Annotated in this window: 19 protein-coding genes; 4 read left to right on the plus strand and 15 right to left on the minus strand. The window is 63.2% G+C overall.

Annotation, left to right across the window (positions count from 1 at the left end; translation table 11 throughout):
- Positions 1-30 precede the first annotated feature (30 nt).
- The 10 genes from ACZ9HU_RS02045 to ACZ9HU_RS02090 form a co-directional block, all read right to left on the minus strand.
- Positions 31-858: a fumarylacetoacetate hydrolase family protein gene (locus ACZ9HU_RS02045; protein WP_476101709.1), complete on the minus strand. Its 828-nt coding sequence runs from the start codon at positions 856-858 to the stop codon at positions 31-33.
- A 5-nt stretch (positions 859-863) separates the two neighbouring features.
- Complete coding sequence (locus ACZ9HU_RS02050; protein ID WP_476101789.1) at positions 864-1,784, minus strand: VOC family protein; 921 nt, start codon at positions 1,782-1,784, stop codon at positions 864-866.
- 18 nt (positions 1,785-1,802) lie between these two features.
- Positions 1,803-2,210: a GlcG/HbpS family heme-binding protein gene (locus tag ACZ9HU_RS02055; RefSeq protein WP_476101712.1), complete on the minus strand. Its 408-nt coding sequence runs from the start codon at positions 2,208-2,210 to the stop codon at positions 1,803-1,805.
- The gene (locus ACZ9HU_RS02060) at positions 2,207-3,688 is read right to left on the minus strand and encodes a bifunctional 3-(3-hydroxy-phenyl)propionate/3-hydroxycinnamic acid hydroxylase (RefSeq protein ID WP_476101714.1); all 1,482 of its coding nucleotides are present in this window, start codon (positions 3,686-3,688) and stop codon (positions 2,207-2,209) included. The genes ACZ9HU_RS02055 and ACZ9HU_RS02060 overlap by 4 nt, the downstream gene beginning before the upstream one ends.
- Positions 3,689-3,692: 4 nt before the next feature.
- Positions 3,693-4,922: an amidohydrolase family protein gene (locus ACZ9HU_RS02065; protein WP_476101717.1), complete on the minus strand. Its 1,230-nt coding sequence runs from the start codon at positions 4,920-4,922 to the stop codon at positions 3,693-3,695.
- 94 nt (positions 4,923-5,016) lie between these two features.
- Positions 5,017-5,913, minus strand: a complete 897-nt coding sequence (locus ACZ9HU_RS02070) for a LysR family transcriptional regulator (protein ID WP_476101719.1) — start codon at positions 5,911-5,913, stop codon at positions 5,017-5,019.
- Between the two features lie 26 nt (positions 5,914-5,939).
- On the minus strand, positions 5,940-6,392 hold the full coding sequence (locus ACZ9HU_RS02075) for a hypothetical protein (RefSeq protein WP_476101721.1): 453 nt from the start codon (positions 6,390-6,392) through the stop codon (positions 5,940-5,942).
- Positions 6,389-9,772, minus strand: a complete 3,384-nt coding sequence (locus ACZ9HU_RS02080) for a glycosyl hydrolase (RefSeq protein ID WP_476101723.1) — start codon at positions 9,770-9,772, stop codon at positions 6,389-6,391. Before ACZ9HU_RS02080 ends, ACZ9HU_RS02075 begins: the two co-directional genes overlap by 4 nt.
- Positions 9,773-9,905: 133 nt before the next feature.
- Positions 9,906-11,198: an L-rhamnose catabolism isomerase gene (rhaI, locus tag ACZ9HU_RS02085; RefSeq protein WP_476101726.1), complete on the minus strand. Its 1,293-nt coding sequence runs from the start codon at positions 11,196-11,198 to the stop codon at positions 9,906-9,908.
- A gap of 23 nt (positions 11,199-11,221) precedes the next feature.
- Positions 11,222-13,315, minus strand: coding sequence for a bifunctional rhamnulose-1-phosphate aldolase/short-chain dehydrogenase (locus tag ACZ9HU_RS02090; RefSeq protein ID WP_476101728.1), 2,094 nt, complete (start codon positions 13,313-13,315; stop codon positions 11,222-11,224).
- A 233-nt stretch (positions 13,316-13,548) separates the two neighbouring features.
- Here ACZ9HU_RS02090 and ACZ9HU_RS02095 point away from each other — a divergent pair, with 233 nt between their 5' ends.
- From ACZ9HU_RS02095 to ACZ9HU_RS02110, 4 genes are all read left to right on the plus strand, one after another.
- On the plus strand, positions 13,549-14,925 hold the full coding sequence (locus ACZ9HU_RS02095; RefSeq protein ID WP_476101730.1) for an FGGY-family carbohydrate kinase: 1,377 nt from the start codon (positions 13,549-13,551) through the stop codon (positions 14,923-14,925).
- Entirely contained in the window at positions 14,925-16,064 is a 1,140-nt protein-coding gene (gene lldD, locus ACZ9HU_RS02100; protein WP_476101733.1) for an FMN-dependent L-lactate dehydrogenase LldD, read from the plus strand. Before ACZ9HU_RS02095 ends, lldD begins: the two co-directional genes overlap by 1 nt.
- 21 nt (positions 16,065-16,085) lie before the next feature.
- The gene (rhaT, locus tag ACZ9HU_RS02105; protein ID WP_476101735.1) at positions 16,086-17,144 is read left to right on the plus strand and encodes an L-rhamnose/proton symporter RhaT; all 1,059 of its coding nucleotides are present in this window, start codon (positions 16,086-16,088) and stop codon (positions 17,142-17,144) included.
- A gap of 82 nt (positions 17,145-17,226) precedes the next feature.
- Positions 17,227-18,006 carry a DeoR/GlpR family DNA-binding transcription regulator gene (locus ACZ9HU_RS02110; protein ID WP_476101737.1) on the plus strand — a complete coding sequence of 260 codons (780 nt, stop codon included), beginning with the start codon at positions 17,227-17,229 and terminating at the stop codon, positions 18,004-18,006.
- On the opposite strand, the gene ACZ9HU_RS02115 is transcribed toward ACZ9HU_RS02110, so the two are convergent.
- From ACZ9HU_RS02115 to ACZ9HU_RS02135, 5 genes are all read right to left on the minus strand, one after another.
- Positions 18,003-18,962 (minus strand): fumarylacetoacetate hydrolase family protein, encoded by a 960-nt coding sequence (locus tag ACZ9HU_RS02115; RefSeq protein WP_476101739.1) that lies wholly within the window; start codon positions 18,960-18,962, stop codon positions 18,003-18,005. The genes ACZ9HU_RS02110 and ACZ9HU_RS02115 overlap by 4 nt on opposite strands.
- Positions 18,963-18,964: 2 nt before the next feature.
- Complete coding sequence (locus ACZ9HU_RS02120) at positions 18,965-19,756, minus strand: cyclase family protein (RefSeq protein ID WP_476101742.1); 792 nt, start codon at positions 19,754-19,756, stop codon at positions 18,965-18,967.
- Positions 19,753-20,910, minus strand: coding sequence for an alpha/beta hydrolase family protein (locus tag ACZ9HU_RS02125; protein ID WP_476101745.1), 1,158 nt, complete (start codon positions 20,908-20,910; stop codon positions 19,753-19,755). The genes ACZ9HU_RS02120 and ACZ9HU_RS02125 overlap by 4 nt, the downstream gene beginning before the upstream one ends.
- A gap of 3 nt (positions 20,911-20,913) precedes the next feature.
- Positions 20,914-21,816, minus strand: coding sequence for a VOC family protein (locus ACZ9HU_RS02130; RefSeq protein WP_476101747.1), 903 nt, complete (start codon positions 21,814-21,816; stop codon positions 20,914-20,916).
- A gap of 18 nt (positions 21,817-21,834) precedes the next feature.
- On the minus strand, positions 21,835-22,527 hold a 693-nt coding region (locus ACZ9HU_RS02135), incomplete at its 5' end, for an FAD-dependent monooxygenase (protein WP_476101749.1).

Here is a 22,527-nt window from a genome sequence, read left to right on the forward strand (position 1 = left end):
GTCCCGCCGGTGCCGGAATGTGTGTTGGGTTCAGATTTCGTCGATGACCGGGTTGGTCAGCGTGCCGATCACGCCGACCGAGATTTCAACCACATCGCCCGCCTTCATATACAGGGGGGGCTTGCGCTTATCGCCCACACCGCCCGGCGTGCCGGTGGCGATGACGTCGCCGGGGTTCAGGTCGGTAAAGGTCGAGCAATAGGCGATGATCGTGGGAATATCCCAGATCATGTCGCTGATCGGCTGATCCTGCACCAATTCACCGTTCAGGCGCGTCTGCACGCGTTGCGCGCCCAGATCCTCGATCTCGTCGGGCGTGACCATCGCGGGGCCAAAGCCGCCGGTGCCGGGCCACGTCTTGCCGGGGGTGAACTGGATATTGTGCCGCTGCCAATCGCGGATCGAGCCATCGTTGAAGGGCGCATAGCCCGCGATGTGATCCCATGCGTTTTCGGGCGCGATGCGGCGGCCCTTCTTGCCGATGATGATGGCCAATTCGCCTTCATAATCGAAACGCACGCTTTCGGGCGGGCGGACCATGGGTTCGCCTTGCGCAATCAGGCTGTCGGCATAACGGGTGAAGATCGCGGGATGCTCTTTCTGCTCACGGCCCGTTTCGGCCACGTGCGTGGCATAGTTGAGGCCAACGCAGAGGATCTTTTCCGGATCGGGAATGACCGGCAACAGCCGCACCGCGTCCAACGCAAACGCCTCGCCATCGACCAGCGAGGCGAGGGCATCAGCGGCAATCGCTTCCTTCAGGCTGGCATAGGTGCCGCCCAGATCGAACACGGTTTCCCCATCAAGGCGGCCAAAGCTGGGCTTTCCATCGGGGCGGGTGAATGACACATAACGCATGGGGATTACGCTCCAGTAAGTTCGTTGATGGGGGCGCTCTGCCATTCGCGGCGGAAACGGAACGCTTCCTCGGCCACGCGCAGGCCGGCAAAATCCTTGTCCGACACGCCCCACTGGTCGATGCGCTTTTCGGGCCAGGTCCAGTCGTCGGGTTCGCCCGTCTGATAGTCCTCGCCCACCTTTTCGACGGCGGTGGAATATTCGATCACCGGACCAAACGGCGCGATGTAATAGGCATAGACATTGTCGCCCGGCCCATGGCGGCCCGGACCCCATGCCGGGGCAAAGCCATGATCGCGCATATTGCCGATGCCGCGCATGACCGCGTCCAGATCCTCCATTTCAAAGGCGATATGGTTGAGCGACGAGAAACCGGCGCGGGCAAAGGCGGTGGAATGATGCGCTTCGTTGCAACGCACGAACACCATGCCCTTGGTGCGGTCGGACACGCGAAAGCCAAGGACTTCCTCGACGATGTCGCCGCTGGCTTCGGCATCGGCCGAATTGAACACGACATGGGTGAGCTTGACCGGCATCACGCGGCGGCTGGCCTTGGAATGGCCCTCGATTGCCGGCACTTCGGCGGCATCGACCAGAAAACGCAGCAATTCGCCCTCGGCCAGTTCGACCACGATGCCATGGCCGCCGCCCGGATCGCTGCTGACGCAGGGCGCGGCGTTGAGGCCGCGCGCGGTGGCGGCCTGCGCCACTTGCGCCAGACGTTCGTGTGAGCAGACAAAAGTGGTCGAGCGCACGAAATTCTCGGCGCTCTCGGCAATGGCCACCAGATAGGGAAAGGTGCCCGATCCGCGCAGATAGAACGTATCATCCACGCGCCCGCCATCGGCACAGCCCCAGACGTCGATCATCCAGCGATGGGCATCCGCCGCCTTGGGCAGGGCCAGTTCGATGCTGCGAAGTTTCATCATCGCTTGCGTTCCTTTTTAAAAACCGGCGGCTTTGATGCCGGCGACCGCGCATTGCGCATCCATTTCGCCGGTATCGCCCGATACGCCCACGGCACCGATCACGACCCCATCGGCGCGAACCAGCACTCCGCCCGGCGAAAACACCAGATCGCCACCCACCGTGGTGACGACCCCGCCAAAGAAGGTGGGATTGCCCTTGGCCCGCTCGGCCAAAACGCCCGTGTCCGCGCCCATGCCCAGCGCGCCATAGGCCTTGGCGCGGGCGATGTCGGCGCGGAAGAAGGTGGCACCATCCTCACGCACCATGGCGACGGGATGGCCGCCCGCGTCCAGCACGACCATCGCCAAAGGCTTGAGATCGGCGGCGCGCGCATGGGCAAGGCCCGCACTGATGATGGTCTGGGCCTGCGCCAGCGTGATCATGCTAATGTCTCCAAGGAAAGGCCCATTTGTGCAGCATAGGCTTTGCGCAATTCTTCGGCGGTGCCCGTGCCAAACACGTAGTGGTCGGGGCGGATCATCACCGCCGGCGCATTGCGTGCCGAGAGCCACGCCGACACCGCGCCGCCATCGGGCAGGGCTGCGGCATCCTCCACCGTGAACAGACGCCAGCCACCGCCGGTCAGATCATCGAGCTTGCGGCCATCGGCCAGCACCGGCTGGATGAAGCGTTCGCCCGCGCCTGCGCTGCCGCGATGGATGATGCCGGTGGAAATCGCCGGGATCAGGTCGTGGGCGGTTTCCTGCTTGCCGGCATTGGCGGCTGCCCGCGCAATCATTTCCGCATCGCGCGCGGCGGCCTTTACCGGGTCCAGTTCGCAGATATAGCGCCCCGCATTCACCGCCGCGCCGATCACGCCGCGCACATGCGGGTCGCGTTCGGGCTGATAGGTGCACAGGATTTCGGGCGAGGCGTGATCCTTGATGATCGACGCCATTTTCCACGCCAGATTGGCGACATCGCGGCAACCATGGCACATGCCCTGACCAAAGAAGGGCGGGGTCTGGTGCGCGGCGTCACCGGCAAGGAAGACATTGCCCGATTGCCATTGTTCGGCAACCAGCCCGTGGAACCGATAGGTGGCCGAGCGCACGATCTTGTGCGGCACATCGCCAATATAGGGGGCCAGCAATTCGGCGACCTTGTCAGGCGCCATCATCGCCGCATCATCCTCGTGCGGAAGCAGCATCAGTTCCCAGCGACGATGGTTGCCACGACCCGGAACCACCGTGGCGGGCCGCCGCGGATCGCACATCATTACCGAGAGGCGTTGCAGATCGGCCTGTTCCGGCACGCCCGCAATATCGGGAAAGCGCACCGGCCCATCGACCTCGGCATCGACCACCAGCCAGGGTTCTTCGAACTGAAGATCGTCCAGCTTGATACCCAGCGCCTTGCGTACCGGGCTGCGCGAACCGTCGCAGGCGATGGCCCAGCGGGCCGCGACCTGATGCTGCGCGCCGTCCTGTGTATAGGTGATGCGCACCGGGCCATCACCTTGGTCGAGCGAGGTGAATTCCGCGCCGATCCGGAAGTCCACATTGGGCAATTCGGCAAAACCGGCGCGCAGATGCTCTTCCAATTCGGGCTGATAAAAGAACCAGTCATTCGACCAGCCGAACGGGCGGGGCATGCCCACCGTGCCCATATAGCGGATCGCCTGAGACGAGGCGCCGACATGGAGATGCCCGTCGGTGTCCACCATATCGGGCAGCACGCGCGCCAGAACGCCCGCCGATTGGAACAGGCGCATCATTTCATGGTCCAGATGGACCGCGCGCGGCAGGGGATAGTGGGTCAGTTCCTTTTCCAGAACCACCACATTGAGGCCTTCGCGGCCAAGCAGGTTCGCAGCCAGCGCGCCGACAGGCCCGCAGCCAATAATCGCAACATCGAACATGGTTTTATGCCACCACTGTTTCCTGAGGGGCCTTGTGAAAGGCGCCGCCCTTCATGATGGCCTTGAAATTGTCCTTGGCCTGCAAGATCGAAACGTCCTGTGTCGGATCGCCATCGACCAGCAGCAGGTCGGCTAGGTAGCCTTCCTGAATCAGGCCCACGTCCAGACCCATCAATTCGCCTCCAAGGCCGGTGGCCGCGGCCAGCGCCTCAACCGGGGTATAGCCGAAGTAATCGACGAAATGCTGGATGTCGCGGGCGTTGCGGCCATTGGGGTTGAAGGGGAAGCCATAGTCCCCGCCGATCAGCGTGCGCACGCCCAGAGCCTTCAAGGCAGGCACCAGCTTGCTTTCCAGCTCCATGCGTTCCGCCGCGCTGTTCTTCATGCTGGACATGTCGATATGGGGCGGGGGGCTGGCCTCCAGCGCCGCCACCGACACGCCGCAACCGGGGCCGTAGAACACCTCATCCTTGTGCGCGGCCAGCTTTTCAGCCGTGCGTTCGCCAATATAGCTGGCGTGATAGATGATGCGGGCGCCGGCGCGCAGGGCCAGATCGACCGCTTCGTCCGTATAGGCATGGGTGGCGATCCACAGGCCATATTCCTTGGCCGCCTCGCGCGCGGCGTCCATTTCCTCGACGGTATAGAGCAGGTCGTTATGGCTGTTGGGCTTGAGCGCGCTTTCGCCCGAAATCACCAGTTTGACCGAGCCGATGCCCTGATCCGCGCAATATTTCATAAAGGCGCGCATGGCGTCGGGGCCACGGCCATTGAACACATCGCCCGTATCCACGCCCTCGGCGCCTTCGGGGCTGCGTTCCAGCGTGGAGGGTATGAGGCGCGGCCCCGGCGTTTCACCGGCGTTGATTTTGGCGGCAAGGCGAACCTCTATGCCATCACCCAAAGCGCCCGCCGAATAGGCGCTGGTGAAACCATGGTCGAGCAGCACGCGCGCATTGCGCGTGGCGGCCACTTCCAGTTCTTCGGGCGGCAGGATGAAGGCGTGATAGATTTGTTCGACCGACGAGGCCCAGGTCAGGTGCGCATGCGCCTCGACCATGCCGGGCATCAGCGTGGCGCCGTTGCCGTCGATCACCACCGCACCGGGGGCGTCGATCACGTCGGGGGCATAGGCGACCTTGGCGATCCGATCGCCTTCGACCAGCACTTGACCCGCGCGCGATGCGTGGGGGCGGCCGTCAAAAATGCGGATGTTGGTAAAGAGCGTGGTCACGCCCGACTCTCCCTATCACGATTGTGTGCTTGCGGCCCCTTTTGCCAAGATTGTTGCATCAGGTAAAATATGCGATTTTGGCAATGCCATAGGTTCAGCCTATGGTTTCACCTTCCAGTTCCCGGATCAAAGCATCGGCCAGCGGCGACATGCCGCGCTCTTTCAGCCACCGCACACCCACGCTGCGTTCAAACACCGCCTCGGCGATGGGCAGAGCACGAAGGACGCCCATCGACAGCTCGCTGGCCGCCACCCGCATGGGCAGGATGGTGACACGCCCGCAATCGCGCACCAGCGCTTTGGTGGTCAAAAGCGAATCGCAACGCACCGCATCGCGCGGCACCGGTGTTCCTGCTGCGGCAAAGAGCGCATCGACCTGACGCCGGAACGCGCCCTGCGCCTCGGGCAGAACCCAGCGCAATTGGTCCGCCCGTTTGAGTGAAAAGGGTTCATGCATCCCCGCGACATCAGGCCCGACAATCAAGGCAAAGGGATCCCGCGCCAATGTGCGCTCGGCCAGATCCTCGTCCGGCTCCTCCATCGCGGTGGTGACAAAGGCCATTTCAATGTCACCCTCGCGCAGCATGGCGGTCAATTCACGGTCGGCGCGTTCCAGAACGCTCAGCGTAATGCGCGGCAGGCGCTCCTCGATCCGCGCCATGGCAAGGGGAAGCAGGCTGACCAGCGCGCCGGGTGTGCCGCCGATGCGCAAGGGGCCGGACAGACCCTCGCTGGCCGCCGTCACCTCGGCCTGCGCATCGCGCAGCAGGTGTTCGAGCATTTGCGCCCGCGCCTGTAACGCATGGCCCGCCGGGGTCAGGACGATCCCCGCACGGGTGCGTTCAAACAAAGTCGCGCCCAATCGCGCCTCCAGCAGGGCAATCGCGCTGGACACCGAAGGTTGGGAAATATTGAGCGCGCGAGCCGCTCCGGTGATCGAGCCCGCGCGGCATACTTCGTGAAAGGTGCGAAGGGCGCGCGGGTCAATCATCGGGTCAGATTAGCGCAGGATGGGCCTTACGCCAATGCCTTGCGCAGGCTGACGGGCGTGACCATCGCGGCCAGAAGCGCCGCCCACACCAGCTTTGCCGCCAATGCCGCGCCCCATGGCAATTGCGCCAGCCCCAGCATGGAGAGCACAGCGCCCGACAGTGCCACCCCGGCCACCGCCCCGCACAAAGCCAGGAGCAGCGAACGCAGGACCAGATTGGCGGGCCAAGGCGAAGCAACGCCCAGCGCCGCCACCTTGCCCGCCCGCCGTGCCTTGCCCGCCAGCGCGCCAGGGACCAGCGAACCCATCAGCCCGATCATGAAGCCCTGCGGCACAAAATCGAACACATAGGCCCCGACGCCCCAGACCGGCACCGGCCCGCTACGCCCGAAAACAAGCAGGAAGAAAGCCAGTGTGAGCACGGCGTTGATCACCATGCTCACCCCGGTTTCACGGCGGATATAGGCCGCTGTGGTCATTTGCCCTGACCCTCGATCACCACCGGCCCGATCAGGCCCGACGCACGCAGCGGCGCATCGGCGCGATAGGTGGGCATGGTGGTAAAGGTCACAGGCTTTGCTCCCGGTTGCTTATCGCCGATCAGGCGGTTGATCCACAGGTTGGCCACGCGGACCTCGATGTGGTTCTTGCCAGCCTTCACCGCGCCCGACAAGTCCACCCGATAGGGCGCATGCCAGACCATGCCGACATCCTTGCCATTGACGCTGACCTGCGCGACTTCACGCAAGTCGCCAAGGTTGATCCACAGCGGTTGGCCCGGTTTCCACCCCTTGGGCGCGGAAAAATCCTTGGCATAGGTGGCCACGCCCGAGAAATGGGCGATGCCGGTGTCGGCATTTTCATTGAGCGGTTGCAGCTTGGGCAGAACCGTATTGGCCGGCGCGCCGCGTCCCGGCTGGAACGTAACATTCCACGCGCCATCCAGCGTCAACAGCGCCGAGGGCACCAGTTTCTTGATCATCAAAGCATCGGCGGGTGCAGGCTTGCGGAACACGACATGCACAGATTCCTCGCCCAACAGCGACATGGGGATCACTGTTTCACCATTGGCGATGCGATAGCTGACAGGTTCAAACGTGCCGGTTTCGGCATGCCACAATTCGGGCGCCTTGCCCGTCACGCGGAAATGCGCCTCGAAGGTCTCGGCGCGTTCTTTGCGGTTGACCAGGAAATAGCTGTCGCCGGACTCCCAGCGCCGGTGCAGGAAAGGCACCTCGGCATCGGCCGCGCCGCCCGTCATGCGGAAATCGGACGCCACGCCTGCCTTGGCCAGCGCCGCTTCGACATCGCTGCTGGCGATCACGCGGCCCTTACCCACGGTGGCATCGCCCCCCGCAGGCCACAGGCGCGCGACCAGAGCCTTGTAATCGGCCATGTCCTTGTCCGACAGGCTGGGCGTTCCTTCGGGCGCCAAACCGATGATGGTCGCGCCCCCTTCGGCCAGAGCGGCAATTTTGTGCAGCGCGGCCAGCGTCATTTTATGCGCCGACCCGCCCAGATAGAGCGCACGATAGCGCGCACCGCCCGGCGTCACCAATTCCCCGCCATCATTCCTGAGCGCACCGACCAGCGCGCCAAAGTTGACGAAGTCATAGGCATGGGTCGTGGGCGCATCACCCACACGCTTGTCACCATACAGGCCCGTCAGGGGCGCTTCCTCGCCATAGAAATAGCCGACATCGGCCACATTGCGCCCGTTTTGCAGCATCAGCGAATTGCGCGACAGATAATCGACCCATGTCTTGGCCAGCGGCGCCCATGCTTCGTGCCGGTTAAAGAACTGGCCAAAGATCATCAGCGAGAGGCCCGGCACCTTGTCATCGACGGGTTGATGGACGCTGGTGTGGACGACGGGGCGGTTGACGCCCGAAACGAATTCGGTGTCGATCACATGCTTCAATGTGCGCGGGGAATCGGCCCAATAGCTGAGCGCCGAGGTCATCGATTCAGCCGCTACCAGATTTTGCCCATAGATATGCGCCACGCTGGCCGCACCCTTCATATCGGCCAGATAGGACGGGTTCGGGCCATCCTTTTGCGTGAACGTCCAAAGCGCCGCCATCGGCACGTCGGCATGGCTGCGCATGGCCATATCATCGCCAAGGCTGGGGCGGTGATCCTCCAGCGCCTCGCCGTAAACCTTCAGGCCCACGGCATGCGCCTTGGCCGCCACGGTGCCGTAATGCTCCGACGCCATCAGATCACCCAGCGTGCGGCGCCAGTCATAGAGGAACTTGTCGCTATCCTCGCGGCTGCCGACCAGCGCGCCGGTGAGAGCGGGCAACCAAGGCGTCGCGTCATAGCCGCGCAAAGCCTTGAACTGGGCCAACATCTTGGGCGTCCAATTGGCCGCGCCCACCTCGATGGAATCGGTCAGGATCGCGCGGACACCGCGCGCGCCGATCATATCGGCCCCGGCGGCATCGCGATACATGCCAAGGTAGTGGTCCATATACCGGCCCACCGCATCGGCATCGAACTTGTCCACCTCAAGCCCGGTGGCCTCGGGCGGGGCGGGGTGGTTGGTGGTGCCCAGCAGGGATGCGCCCATGCGTATGATCCGCCAAGTCTGTCCCTTGGGCAGGGCGGGGGCTTTCCATTCCAGCGTGCCATCGGGCTTCATCATGGCGGTCAGATCGACGACCTGCGAAACGGCGGCTCCATTGGCGCCATCGGCCGGATTGGTCAGCGCGTAATAGTCATGGGCCAGCGCAAAGCCCGCCTTGGTTTCGGCCAGATTGACCTTGGCCTCGCCCGAAAGGGCGAATTGGCCCAGCGTAAAGGGCTTTCCTTCCCCGCCCAGCGAGGCAAACAGGCCGGGGATTTCCACGCCTTCGGCCGGCGCGCCCATATTGGCCGAGGTCGAGAGCATGGGCTTGAGCACGAGGCGGAAATGCTTGGCCGTGACGGGGGCAAAGCTGACCGTGGTGGGCACGTCATTGACGGCAAAATGGGTGATCTCGCGCCATGTCTGGCCATCATCGCTCGCCTCCAGAACGGGGTCGACCGTGGGGCCACGGAACATGACCTTCGCGCCCGGCACAAAGACGGTGGCGCTGCGCATGGTCTGGGGCGCGTCATAGGAATAGGTGACGCTGCCCGGATGGCCTTCCTTGCCGCGCGGCACCGAAACACCGGCGGTCAGATTGTCGTCAAACAACAAGGCGGCATCGACCGATTGACCATCAACGGCGGCCTTGGGCGCGGGGGCGGCATTGACCGCCATCGGCATGGCCAGCACGGCTACGTCGCTGTAGAAATTGGGCGCGGCCTCCGGCTTGTGTCCGCTGGCGATGTCGTCAAAGCCAGGCGCCTTGCCCATGGCCTGAAACGGGCCGGTGATTTCGGGCGGTGCGGAGACCTTGCCCTTGAAAAGCTTGCCCGGCGCGGCGGTCATTTCGCTCCACACCAGTTTCTTCAGCCCATCGGCAGGCTTGACCCACGGGCCGCCCGTTTCGCTCCACCCCGGCGATGCGGCAATGGCCAGTTCCAGCCCGTTGCGATCGGCTTCCTGCGCGGCAAAGCGGAAGGCGTCCTTCCATTCCGGCGTCATATAGACGAGGCGCTTGTCCACCACCTGCGGCGTGTTCAGATTGACGTCGAAATTCTGAAGGCCGCCGATGCCGACAGATTTCATCCATGCGATGTCCTTGGCGATGCCATCCTTGGTGATATTGCCGTTCATCCAGTGCCACCACACGCGGGGGCGGGCTTCGGATGGCGGGTCGCGGAACTGGATTTCCAGATCGGCGGTTTGGGCGTGAACCGGCAGGGCAACAGGCGCGCATGCAGCGATCAGCGCCAAACGCAGCGCGCGGACAAAAGGCTTGGTGGCCATGATTTTACGTCTCCCCCGAGGAGTGATTTTCGATGAGGCAAAGTTATGTTGTAAAAGCAAAATGCCCGCAGCCATCTCTCTATAGGAGACAGTCTGCGGGCATAGCCATGTCTTTATTGTCGCAAGATTGGCATCACACGATACCGGCACCCAGCCCGACAGGCTTGCGCTCCTGCGCCTTGCGCGCGCGGTATCCGCTGGCGCGATAGGCGGCCAGAACGTCAATCGCGCCGCCCGCCTCGACACGGGCCATGGCCAGAATTGGGGCCACATCGACATTATAGGCGCGGCGCAGAGCCTGGAACGCCATCATCGTGTCATTGGCTTCCTGTGCGCCATGCAGGGCCGCGCGATCAACCAGCGACGCCTTGGCAAAGCAGGCGGCGATGGCTTCGGCCGACGAGAGCATCGATTCAATCGGGTCGGTCACATTGTGCGACTGGTCGATCATATAGGACGGGTTGAAACCATCACGCGGGTTCAGTTCCGCCTCGGCCAGTTCGTTGAACACGAGGAAGAGCTGGTGCGGGTTGATCGAGCCGCTGTCCAGATCGTCGTCGCCATACTTGCTGTCGTTGAAATGGAAACCGCCCAGCTTGCCAAAGCGGTGGAGGCGGGCCACGATCTGTTCGATATTGACGTTGGGCGCATGGTGGCCAAGGTCGACAAGGCACTTGCACTTGTCACCCAGCGTTTGCGCGGCAAGGATCGAGGAGCCCCAGTCGCTGATCACGGTCGAGTAGAAGGCCGGTTCGAACATTTTGTGTTCGAGCAGCATCCGCCAGTCATCGGGCAGGGCTGAATAGATTTGCGCCGCCGCATCAAGATAGCGGTCGAGGCTGCGGGCAAAATCCTGCTGGCCGGGGAAATTGGTGCCATCGCCCACCCAGACGGTCAGGTCCTTGCTGCCCAATTGCTTGCCAATCTCGATGCATTCGATGTTGTGTTCGACCGCCTGTTGGCGCGCGCCCGCGTCCTGCGAGGAAAGCGAGCCATTGGCATAGGTGTGGGCCTGACCCACCTGATCCTGAAACGTGTTGCTGTTGACCGCGTCCCAGCCAAGGCCGAGATCCGCGGCTTCCTCGCGCAGGGCGTTGAAATCGGAAACCTTGTCCCACGGGAAATGGGGCGAGACGCGCGGCGTCACCGTGGAAAGCTGGTTGATGACCGAGCAGTCTTCCAGCTTTTCATGGATATTGGTGGGTTCGCCCGCAATGGGGAACTTGGCAAAGCGCGTGCCGCCGCGTCCGGCGCCCCATGAAGGGACGGCGACCGAGAAACCGGCAACGCGCTTTTTGATTGCGTCAATATCGATGCCGGTGCGCGCCAGCTTGCGGCCCAGCGCTTCGTAATCTTCATGCAGGGCCTCAAGCCCCTTGGCGTTATGTTCCGCGATCAGATCGGCGGAAATCGGCAGATTGCTCATGAAATCCTCTCCCAAACCTGACTTTAGCGCGTGAAGGCCTGAACGTTGCCGGCGTCCACATTGATCATGTTGCCGGTCGACTTTGCCGAGGCTTCGCTCCCAAGGAAATAGGCCGCTTCGGCAATATCTTCGGGCAGCACATCGCGCTTGAGCATCGAACGGTTGCGGTAATGCGCTTCCAGTTCCTCGCCCGCGTCGATCTTATTGGACGCGGCGCGTTCCTTGCGCCAGTCGCCGTCCCAGATCTTGCTGCCCTTGATGACCGCATCGGGGTTGACGATGTTGACACGGATGCCTTCGGGTGCGCCCTCCAAGGCCAGACAACGGCCCAGATGGTTGGCAGCGGCCTTGGCGCTGGCATAGGCCGAAGCGCCAGCGGCGGCGGCCACGGCATTCTTCGAACCGATGAAAACGAGGCTGGTGCCGCCCAGATCCTTGTTGCGCTTCATCAGGCCCCAGGCATGCTTGGCGGTCAGGAAATAGCCCTGGGCCAGCACGTCAAAATTGCGATCCCACAGTTCCACCGTGGTCTGCTCGATGGGGGCAGAAGAGGCGATGCCCGCATTGGCGACCACCACGTCCAGACCGCCAAATTCGCGCGCGGCGGTGTCGAAGGCGGCCTTGACCTGCGCTTCGTCGGTCACGTCGCAGGTGACGGCGCGGACGACGTCCTTGCCGAACTGCTTGGCGAAACCGGCGCGCACTTCCTCGACGGCGTTGGCATCACGGTCGGCCAGAACCACGCAGGCACCTTCTTTCAGAAAACGGGCCGCCGTTGCCGCACCGATACCGCCCGCGCCGCCGGTGACAAAGGCCACGCGGCCCACCTGCGGCTTGGGGGCGGGCATGCGCTGAAGCTTGGCTTCTTCGAGCAGCCAGTATTCGATGTCGAAGGCTTCCTGCTCATCCAGAGCGATATAGTCGCCAATGGCTTCTGCGCCGCGCATCACGTTGATGGCATTGCCATAAAATTCCCCGGCCAGACGCGCGGTGGTCTTGTCGGTGGCGAAGGTGATGCGGCCAACGCCGGGCACCAGCACCACGACCGGGTTGGGGTCGCGCATGGCGGGGCTGTTGGCGCGCTTGCAGCGCTCATAATAGGCGGCATAGAAATCGCGATAGGCGCTGATCTTTTCCGCCAGATAGGCATCGTCCTGCAAACGGGCGGGATCGAGCGTCAGCGGCGCGATCTTGGTGCGCAGGAAGTGGTCGGGGCACGAGGTGCCAAGGGCCGCCAGTTCTTCAAACTTGGCCGAACCCACAAATTCCAGCGCCTCGGCATCATCCGAATAATGGCCCAGCTTGCGGCGCGAACCCGTCATAAAGCCGCGCAGGCGGGGCATCAGATCGGCGGCAATCGCGGCGCGGTCGGGGTTGGGGGCGACGACCTGACCACCAAAGGCAGGCTTGCCCGCCATCTTGGCGTTCAGATACTTGGCCGCGTCCGCAATCAGGCCAACGGTGTGCTCATAGCATTCCTTGGCGCTGTCGGCCCAGCAGATGATGCCGTGGCTGGCCATCATCACACCCTGAACGCCCGGATTGGCGCGCTGATAATCGCGCAGCATCCGGCCCAGCGTGTAACCGGGGCGCTTCCACGGCAGCCAGCCGATCTTGCCGCCCCAGATTTCCTTGGTCGCTTCTTCGCCGCCGCTGCTCGCCGCCAGAGCGATGATCGCATCGGGGTGAACATGATCGACATGGGCAAAAGGCAGCAGCGAGTGCAGCGGCGTGTCGATCGATGCTGCGCGGCCGTTCAGGTTGAACGTGCAATGGGGCAGATAGCCGACCATCTTGTCGTCATCGTCCGGGCCGGTGTAATGCGCCTCAAGGCCCAGCAGCTTGTCCTGATAGAGCGTGGCAAAGCCGTCCAGCTTCATCGAACCGATGTCGCCGCCCGAACCTTTGACCCACAACACTTCGACGGTTTCACCGGTGAGAGGATCGGTGCCAGCCAATTTGGCCGAAGTGTTGCCACCGCCAAAGTTGGTCACCGTCAGATCGCTGCCCAACAGGTTGGAGCGATAGAGCAGCAGTTCTTCGGGCGAAAGCGTGGCGGCGTGGGCGTCGTCCCAACGGCTGGTGGGGACGGCAAAAGGAATCGCGGAGTTTGTCACGGAAATTTGCTCCCATGGGGGTCTGTTTGATCGGCCTCCTAACGAATCTGCTTCCCTTTGGCAATCAGATTCGATATTCAGCAATCATAAACGATCAGACTAATGATCAAATTCGCACATGCAGCATGATTTCGCGCTTGCGGCGCGACGGGAATAAAGCGCTATTGCGCGCGAGGGAGAGCGTTCTGACACAGGGTTCTGTACAATCAGAAGTTGGGGCCGGATGGGCGATCGTGATCGACATCGGCAAAACGATGTCGAAGATCACATTGTGGTCGCGCGATGGGCAATTGCTGGACCGGCAAGTGCGCCCCAATGCGAAATGCGAGGAAGGCGGCATTGCGCGCCTTGATGCCGCCGGCATTGCCGATTGGGCCAGAGGTGTGCTGACGGGCCATGCGAAAAGCGGCGCGGAATATATCGTGCCGGTCGGGCATGGCGCGGGCTTTGCCGCGATCGTCAATGGTGCCTTGGGCTTTGCGCCCATCGATTATGAGGCCGCCCCGCCCGAAGCCACCATGGCGGCCTATCGCGCCGCCCGGTCTCCTTTCGCGCAAACCGGATCGCCCGCCCTGCCACAGGGTTTGAATTTCGGCGCGCATGTGTGGTGGGCGCAGGAACTTTATCCCGACGTTATGGCGCAGGCCACGCTGGTGCCATGGGCGCAATATTGGGCATGGTGGCTGTGCGGTGTCGCGGCCAGTGAAGTGACCTCGCTGGGTTGTCATTCGGATCTGTGGAACCCGGATGCCGCCGACTGGTCCGATCTTGCCAAGGGGCAGGGTTGGGATCGGCGTTTCGCGCCGGTGGTCAAGGCGGGCGATGTGTTGGGCACGATCAGTCCGGCGCTGGCTGCGGCCACGGGCCTGCCGGAAACGGTGCGCGTTCTGGCGGGGCTGCATGATTCCAATGCGGCGCTGATGGCGGCGCGTGGATTTGGCGAAATCGCCCGCAATGAGGCCACCGTGCTGTCCACCGGCACATGGTTCATCGCCATGCGCCTGCCCACCTCGCCCATCGCCACGGCTGCCCTGCCCGAGGCGCGTGATTGTCTGGTCAATGTCGACGCCTATGGGCGGCCCGTCCCTTCCGCGCGTTTCATGGGCGGTCGCGAGATTGAGGCGCTGATCGAGATTGACACGCGCCGGGTCGATATCAAACCCGATCAGCCGCATCTGTTGGCCGCGGTCCCCGCCGTTTTGGCCAAGGGAGCGATGCATATGCCGACGCTGGCACCCGGTTGCGGGCCCTTTCCCGATGCAAAGGGTGGGTGGGTCAACCAGCCCGAGGATTGGTATGAGCGCCGCGCCGGTGCCTGCCTTTATGCCGCGCTGGTGGCCGATCAGGCGCTTAATCTGATCGGTTCGGATGAACGCCTGCTGGTCGAAGGCCGCTTTGCCGAGGCGGAGGTTTTCGTCCGCGCTCTGGCGGCCCTGCGCCCCAAGACGCAGGTTTATGTTGGCAGCGCGCATAATGATGTCAGTTTCGGCGCGATCCGGCTGATCGATCCCGCGCTGATGCCCGAAGGTGAATTGCGCAGGATCGAGCCGCTGGACGCCGATCTTGACACCTATCGCAACCGCTGGCTGGCCCGGCTGGAGAGCAACTGATGATTATCGCTTCTGTCGCCGATTTCCGCGAGGCCGCCCGCCGCCGCCTGCCGCGTTTCCTGTTCGAATATATGGACGGGGGCAGCTATGGCGAGGTGACGCTGCGCAAGAATGCTGAGGATCTTGCCCATCTGGCGCTGCGCCAGCGGGTTTTGCGCGATGTTTCGAACATCGACATGTCGACCACGCTGTTTGGGGTGAAGCAGGCCCTGCCGGTGGCGCTGGCGCCGGTGGGCCTTGCGGGCCTGAATGCGCGGCGCGGCGAGGTCCAAGCCGTGCGCGCGGCCAATAAGGCCGACATTCCCTTCACGCTCTCCACCGTCTCGGCCTGCCCCTTGCCCGAAGTGGCGGCGGCGGCCACCAAGCCCTTCTGGTTCCAGCTCTACATGATCCGCGACCGCGCCTTTATGAAGGATTTGTTGGCCCAGGCCGTCGAGGCGCAATGCAGCGCGCTGGTCTTTACCGTGGACATGCCGGTCCCCGGCAGCCGTTACCGCGATTACCACACCGGTTTGGCGGGCAGCGGCGGGTTGAAAGGCGCGGCGTGGCGCGTGGCGCAGGCCATGGTGCGGCCCGAATGGGCGTGGGACGTAGGCGTTCTGGGCCGTCCGCATCATCTGGGCAATGTCGCCCCGGTGCTGAAAGGCAATACGGGGATTGAGGATTTCTTTGCCTGGATGCGCAACAATTTCGACCCTTCGATCAACTGGCGCGACCTCGATTTCATCCGTTCCGAATGGAAGGGGCCTTTGATTATCAAGGGCATCCTCGATCCCGAAGACGCCAAGGAAGCGGCCAAGATGGGCGCTGACGGCATCGTCGTTTCCAACCATGGCGGGCGGCAATTGGACGGGGTGCTCTCCAGCGCCCGCGCCCTGCCGCCGATTGCCGATGCGGTAGGGGATGATCTGACCGTGTTGGCCGATGGCGGCGTGCGTTCGGGGCTGGACGTGGTGCGGATGTTGGCGCTGGGCGCGCGGGGCGTGCTGCTGGGCCGGGCGTGGTCCTATGCGCTGGCGGCAAAGGGCGAGGCGGGCGTTTCCAAAATGCTGGAGATCATCACCGCCGAAATGCGCGTGGCTATGGCGCTGACGGGCTGCACCGATATTTCGCAAATCAACCGCGATATTCTCGCGTAAATCATAATAAAGGAGAGGCTCATGGTGCCCAATCCGGCGCTGGGCGTGGTGTTTCACTGGATCGGGGGCTTTTCCTCGGCCAGTTTCTATGTTCCGTACAAACGCATCCGCTCGTGGAACTGGGAGGTTTTCTGGCTGGCGGGCGGGCTGTTCAGCTGGCTGATCGCGCCATGGCTGTTTGCCTCGCTGCGAACGAATGATTTGCTGGGCGTGCTGTCCGCCGCCCCCCGTGCAACGCTGGCGTGGTGCTGGTTCTGGGGCGTGATGTGGGGCTTTGGCGGGCTGACCTTTGGTTTGACGATGCGCTATCTGGGCCTGTCGCTGGGCATGGCGGTGGCGCTGGGGCTGACCACGGTGATCGGCACGTTGGGGCCGCCGATCTTTCATGGCACGATGGGCGAAATCGCGGCCAAGACCAGCGGGCAATTGACCCTGCTGGGCATTGTCATCACGTTGGTGGGCATTGTGGTGGTGGCGCGCGGTGGCGCTGCCAAATCGCGTGAAGTGCCCAGCGGCGAGGCCGTGGCCGAATTTGACCTGAAAAAGGGTCTGGCGATTGCGACATTTTCCGGCGTGATGTCGGGCTGTTTCGCTTGGGGGCTGGATGCGGGGCAACCGATCCGCGACCTGACGCTGGCGGCGGGCACGGATCCGCTCTCGCAAGGGCTGCCGGTGCTCTGTGTTGTGCTGCTGGGGGGGCTTACCACCAATGCCTTGTGGTGCGCTTACCTGATCGTGAAGAACCGCAGCCTTGGGCAGTTCTTCGGCGCCTCCAATGATGTGGCCCAGCCGCGCGCGCCCTTGGCGGCCAACTGGCTGCTGGCCGCGCTGGGCGGCACGCTGTGGTATGGCCAGTTCTTCTTCTACACGATGGGCGAGAGCCAGATGGGCCAATATGGCTTTTCCAGCTGGACCCTGCATATGGCCAGCATCATCCTGTTCTCGACGCTCTGGGGCTTTGTGCTGAAAGAATGGCTGGGCACCTCGGTGCGCACCCGGACATTGGTGTGGAGCGGGATCGGCCTGTTGATCGGGGCGACCGTGGTGATCGGTGGCGGCAATATGTTGGCAGCGGGATGATAGTATGATGGCTTTTGCGCGAATTTGACGGCATAGACCGATTGTTCGCGCAAGGGCGAATTGGGATGGGGCGACACAATTCATGCATGCAACCGAACGCGAAAGGCTGATTCTCGAAGCTCTGGCCCCATCCGGCTTTGTCTCCTATCGCGAACTTGAAGCGATGCTGGAAGCCTCGCCCGCGACAATCCGGCGTGATCTGTCGCGGATGGAGGCCGAGGGCCTGTTGCAGCGCGTCCACGGCGGGGCCAAGGCGAGCGAGGCGGAAGAAGGCGAACCTTCGCACGCCACCTTGCTGGGCACACCGTTCGATCAATCGATCACGATCAACCTTGCCGCCAAGCAGGCGATTGGCCGGGCCGCTGCGGCCCTGTGCGAACCGGGCGAGGGGATCATGATCGACGGGGGCACTACCACGCTCCAGATGTGCCCGCATCTGGACGGGCTGGATCTTCAGGTGCTGACTAATTCGCTCCATATCGTCAACGGCTTGCTGCCGCAGAAGGGCACGCGCATTCTGGTCCCGTCGGGCAGCGTGTTTCGTGAACAGAACATCATCCTGGCGCCTGCGGGCGAGGATTCGATGCCGCGTTTCCATGCGCCCAAATTGTTCATGGGTGCCGCCGCCGTGGGCCAGCAAGGCGTGATGCAGCACGACATCATCCTTGTCGCGGCCGAGCGTCGATTGGTGGACCGCGCCGAACAGGTGATCCTGTTGGTCGATTCCAGCAAATTCGCCCTATCGTCGGGCGCCATTGTCTGCGGGTTGGATGAGGTGGATGTCTTGATTACCGATGCCGGCATCACCCCCGCGCTGGCTGATATGGTGCGCAGCGCGGGGGTGCGGCTGATTATTGCTTAGGCCTTGACCACCTTTTGATCGATGGTGCCAAAGGGCTTGCGGCCATCCGCGTCGATTGCCTCCATGCGGATCGTGTCGCCGAAATGCATGAAGCTGGTGGAGGGCTTGCCATCGGCGATCATCTCGATGGCGCGGCGTTCGGAAATACAGGCCGAACCACGGGTGGCATATTCGGCGTTCGACACTGTGCCCGACCCGATGATCGTGCCCGCCACCAGATCGCGCGTGCGCGCGGCATGGGCGACCAGTTCGGGGAAAGAGAAGCCCATCTGGCTGCCGTTTACCAGCCCGAAGCGCCCTCCGTTCCATTCCACCATCAGATCGGCGCAAACCCGGCCATCGCGCCAATCCGCGCCCAATTCATCGGGCGTGACGGCAAAGGGCGCCATGGAGCAAGCAGGCTTGGCCTGAACCCAGCCAAAGCCGGTCTTCATTTCGACCGGGGCAATGGCGCGCAGCGACCAGTCGTTGATCTGCACGATCAGCTTGATATGGCTGGCGGCTTCCTCTGCCGTGACGCCCATGGGGACGGCATCGACGATGACGCCGAATTCGCCTTCAAAGTCGATGCCGTCGGCTTCGCTGGTGAAGGGCACATCCTGGGTCGGGGCATAGAAGCGGTCAGACATGCCCTGATACATCAGCGGCCGGTCCGTTTCGATGGGATCGTGATGAAAGGCGATCTGCATCAGGTCGCCATGGTTGGCAAAGGCCGAACCGTCGAGCCATTGCCACGAACGCGGCATGGGCGCGATCAGGCGGGCGGGGTCAAGATGTCCGCCGCCGCCATTATTCAGCAGCCCGGCCAGCGGCTTGAGCCGGTCCATGGCCTGATCCCACTGCTCGATCGCGTTGATCAGGGTCAGGCCCGGCGCGGAGAGATAGCGCGCGCCATCAGCGGAAACGACGACCAGTTCGCCATCGGGGCGCCCATTGCGCAAGGTTGCAAGGCGCATGATTATTCCTCGATGATGGCAACGGCGCGGGTCCAGCCTGCGGATGCGCCCTTGATCTTGTGGGGGAAGCAGGAGACCGTAAAGCCGTGCGGAGGCAGGGCTTCAAGGTTATGCAGCTTTTCCAGATGGCAATAGCCGATGTCACGCCCGGCCTTGTGCCCTTCCCAGATAAGCGAGGTGTCGCCGGTTTCGGCAACCTTCTCCGCCGTCAGGGCAAAGGGCGCGTCCCAGCTCCACGCATCGGTGCCCGTCACGCGCACGCCGCGCGTGGTCAGATACATGGTGGCCTCATAACCCATGCCGCAGCCGATGTTGACATAGTTGGGGTTGCCCACCGCCATGCCCGCCGCCGTATTGACCAGCACAATGTCCAGCGGTTGAAGCTCGTGCCCGATGCGGTTCAACTCATCCTCGACATCCTGCGCCGTCACGACATAGCCATCGGGGAAATGCCGGAAATCCAGCTTGACCCCCCGCTGGAAACACCATTCCAGCGGGATTTCATCGATGGTCAGCGAGCGTTTGGCCTCGCCGCTGGCCGCATCCATCGTGGGATGGAAATGATAGGGCGCGTCCAGATGCGTGCCCGAATGGGTGGTCAGCCGCACCCATTCGGCGGCGGCGAAACCGGCCCCGTCGGGGGTCTGCTCGGCGGTGATGCCGGGAAAGAAATGACCCAGTTCCGGCAAAGTCTCGCTATGCACCTGATAGGTTATTTCCGGCTTCAGGAACGGCGGATCGGTGATCACATCGTTGCACAGTGTGATTGACAGGTCGATGAAACGGCGGCTCATGCGGTATGTCCTCCCAGCGTTTCGGCGAACCAGTCGGCGATGTAGTCACGTCCATAGGACATGTTGTCGGCGCCGACATGTTCGACCCCGCCTTCGCGGGCGGTGAAGATCTTTAGTTCACGCCGGGGGCTGTTGACCAATTGATCGTAGCAATCGTGGGCATAGGCAACGCTGATCTGTCGATCCTGGGCGCCGTGGGTGACGAGGAAGGGGACGCGAACCCCGCCCATATGGCCGTTGAGGTTCATGGCTTCGGATTTTTCGAGGAATTCCTCCATCGTTTCCGCGCCGAACGCCCACATCACATGCGCCCAGTAATGCGGGACCGGGTTTTCGCCCTCGCGCTTCATGCGCTTGTCCTGCACCTCGCGCCAGTTGTGGTTGGCGCCCCAGCAGGCGCCCGAGGCAAAGCGCGGCTCATAGGCGACCGCGCGCGGCGCAAAATGGCCGCCCAGCGAGATGCCGGTCATGCCGATACGCTTGGGATCGACGTCGCTTTGGGTTTCCAGCCAGTCGACGGCCTTTGACGCCCAATTCTCGCTGTGCGGATCGACGGGCAGGCCCTGAAGGCGCAAAGCCTCGCCGGTGCCGGGCTGGTCGACGCAGAGCGTGGAAATGCCGCGCTTGGCCAGCGCTTCGGGCAGGCGGCTCCAGTAGAGCAGCTCCTTGCAGCTGTCCAAACCATTGCAATAGACCACCACGGGGCGGGGGCCTTCGCCGTTTCCGCGGGTGTAGAGCGCCGACATCGTGCCGGTGCTCAGCGGGATTTCCACGCGCTCGCGGTTGATGCTGCCCAGAGCGGTCGAGCGCGCAAAGGCGTCGAGCGCCTTGGCATAGGTTTCCTTGCGGCCCGGCGCGCCGTGGCCCTGCATGCGTTCGGCCACAAAGAGATAGAGCGAGGCGCGCTCCAGCTTGGCGCTGGCGGAAAAACCGCGTCCCTTGGCCTCGTCCTCGGCTGCCAGTTCCACCAGCTTGTCGCCCATGGCGGCCCATTGCTTCATAAAGGCGGGCGTGCCCGCGTCCCCGCCACCGGCGGCGGCATCAAGGATGGGCTGGCACATATCGACGATCTCGCCGATCTGGCCGCCGCTTTCCAGAGCGATGGCGACCGAGAGGTTCCAGATATAGTTGGGAAAGGGGGAATAAAGCGCCATGATTTATGCCTCCACCGCGACAAACAGGCCGGGGTTTTCATGCGGGTGCGGCATGGTCTGCGGCCCGCCCACGCCAATGCCCCACTGGTCCATGACCATGGGCGCGGGGGCGTAAACCTTGGCCTCGCGGGTTTCGAAGTCCACCTCTTCCAGCTCGGCGGTATATTCGGTGACGAAACCGCCCGGCGTGACGAAATAGCTGAACGTGTTGTCGCCCGCCGTGTGGCGCCCCGGACCCCAGCGGATGTCAAAACCCTTGAGCTTGAGGCGGTGGCCGCCGCGCATCATGCCGTCCACGCCTTCCATGTCATAGGCAACATGGTTGAGGCAGGCAGGACCGGGCAGGATGGCAAAGCGGTGGTGGGCGTTGTTGCAGCGCAGGAAGCACATGAAATCGCCCAGCCAGTCCGAAACCTTGAAGCCCAGCACATCGCAGAACCATTCAACCAGCCCCTTGTGGTTGGGCGAATGCAGGACGATGTGGCTGATCTTGACCGGCACGCCTTCCCAGCGTTCGATCTCGCGCTTTTGCCCGCGCGCGACTTCGGCGCTGATTTCCATCTGGATGCCATCGGGGCTGAAGAAACGGAAGCCATAGCCGCCGCCCGGCGTGGTGAGGTCACGCGGGGCGTGGACGATCTGACCGCCCGCGGCCTCGACCTTGGCGGCCAGCGCATCGACATCGGCGCGCGTGTCGGTGGCCAAAGCAATCACGTCGATGCGGTTTTCCTCCGCCGCGCGCAGGCGCACCACGTGATGTTCGTCATGGCCCTGCGCCTTGAACCAGGCCATGCCATCGTCCGAGGCGACAGGCTCTAGACCCCAGACATCGGTGTAATAGGCAGATTCAGCGGCCAGATCGGTAACGCCATAGCCCACATAGCGGATTTCGGTAACTCGGCTCATTGGATGGTTCCTTGAAAATCAGATGGGCTGCGAGACGACAGCGAACATTTCCTGCGTCGCCTTGGCATTATCGACGGGCGGGCCTTTGCCGATCTGGCCGTGACAGATCTCAAGGCTCTTCTCGACGATGAAGCGGCAGCGTTCGAAACGGCGGTTGCGGAAGGCGGTGAAGGCTTCCTCGGGGCTGGCGGCTTTGGCGATTTCGTCGGCCAGAACGATGCTGTCCTCAATCGCCATGCCCGCGCCCTGACCCAGATGGGGGGTGGTGGCATGGACCGCATCGCCGATCAGCACGACCCGGCCCACATGCCAGTCGCCATAGAGCATCATGCCCTCAAGCGGGCGATAGACCACGCCTTCATCATCGGTGATCTGCTCGGCCAATGCCTGAACGGCGGGCGCGGTATTGGCCAGCTTGCCGCGCATGGCCGCCGCGATCCCCTCCTTGGGATACCACGGATTGTCCGGTTCGGGCGTGGTGACATACATATACATCAGATCCGCGCTGATCGGCACAAAGCCGACACCGGTGGGGCCGTTATAGACCTGAAGCGCATCCAGATCGGCCGGGCGCGGGAAATTGTAGCGCCACACGGCCTGACCCGTGAATTGCGGCCCCGGCGCGTCGGGCATGATGGTTTTGCGCGTTTGCGAATAGACCCCGTCCGCCCCGATCACGATGGCATAGGTGCCGCGCGAACCATCCGAGAA

Source organism: Novosphingobium sp. Sphag1I (assembly GCF_056279125.1).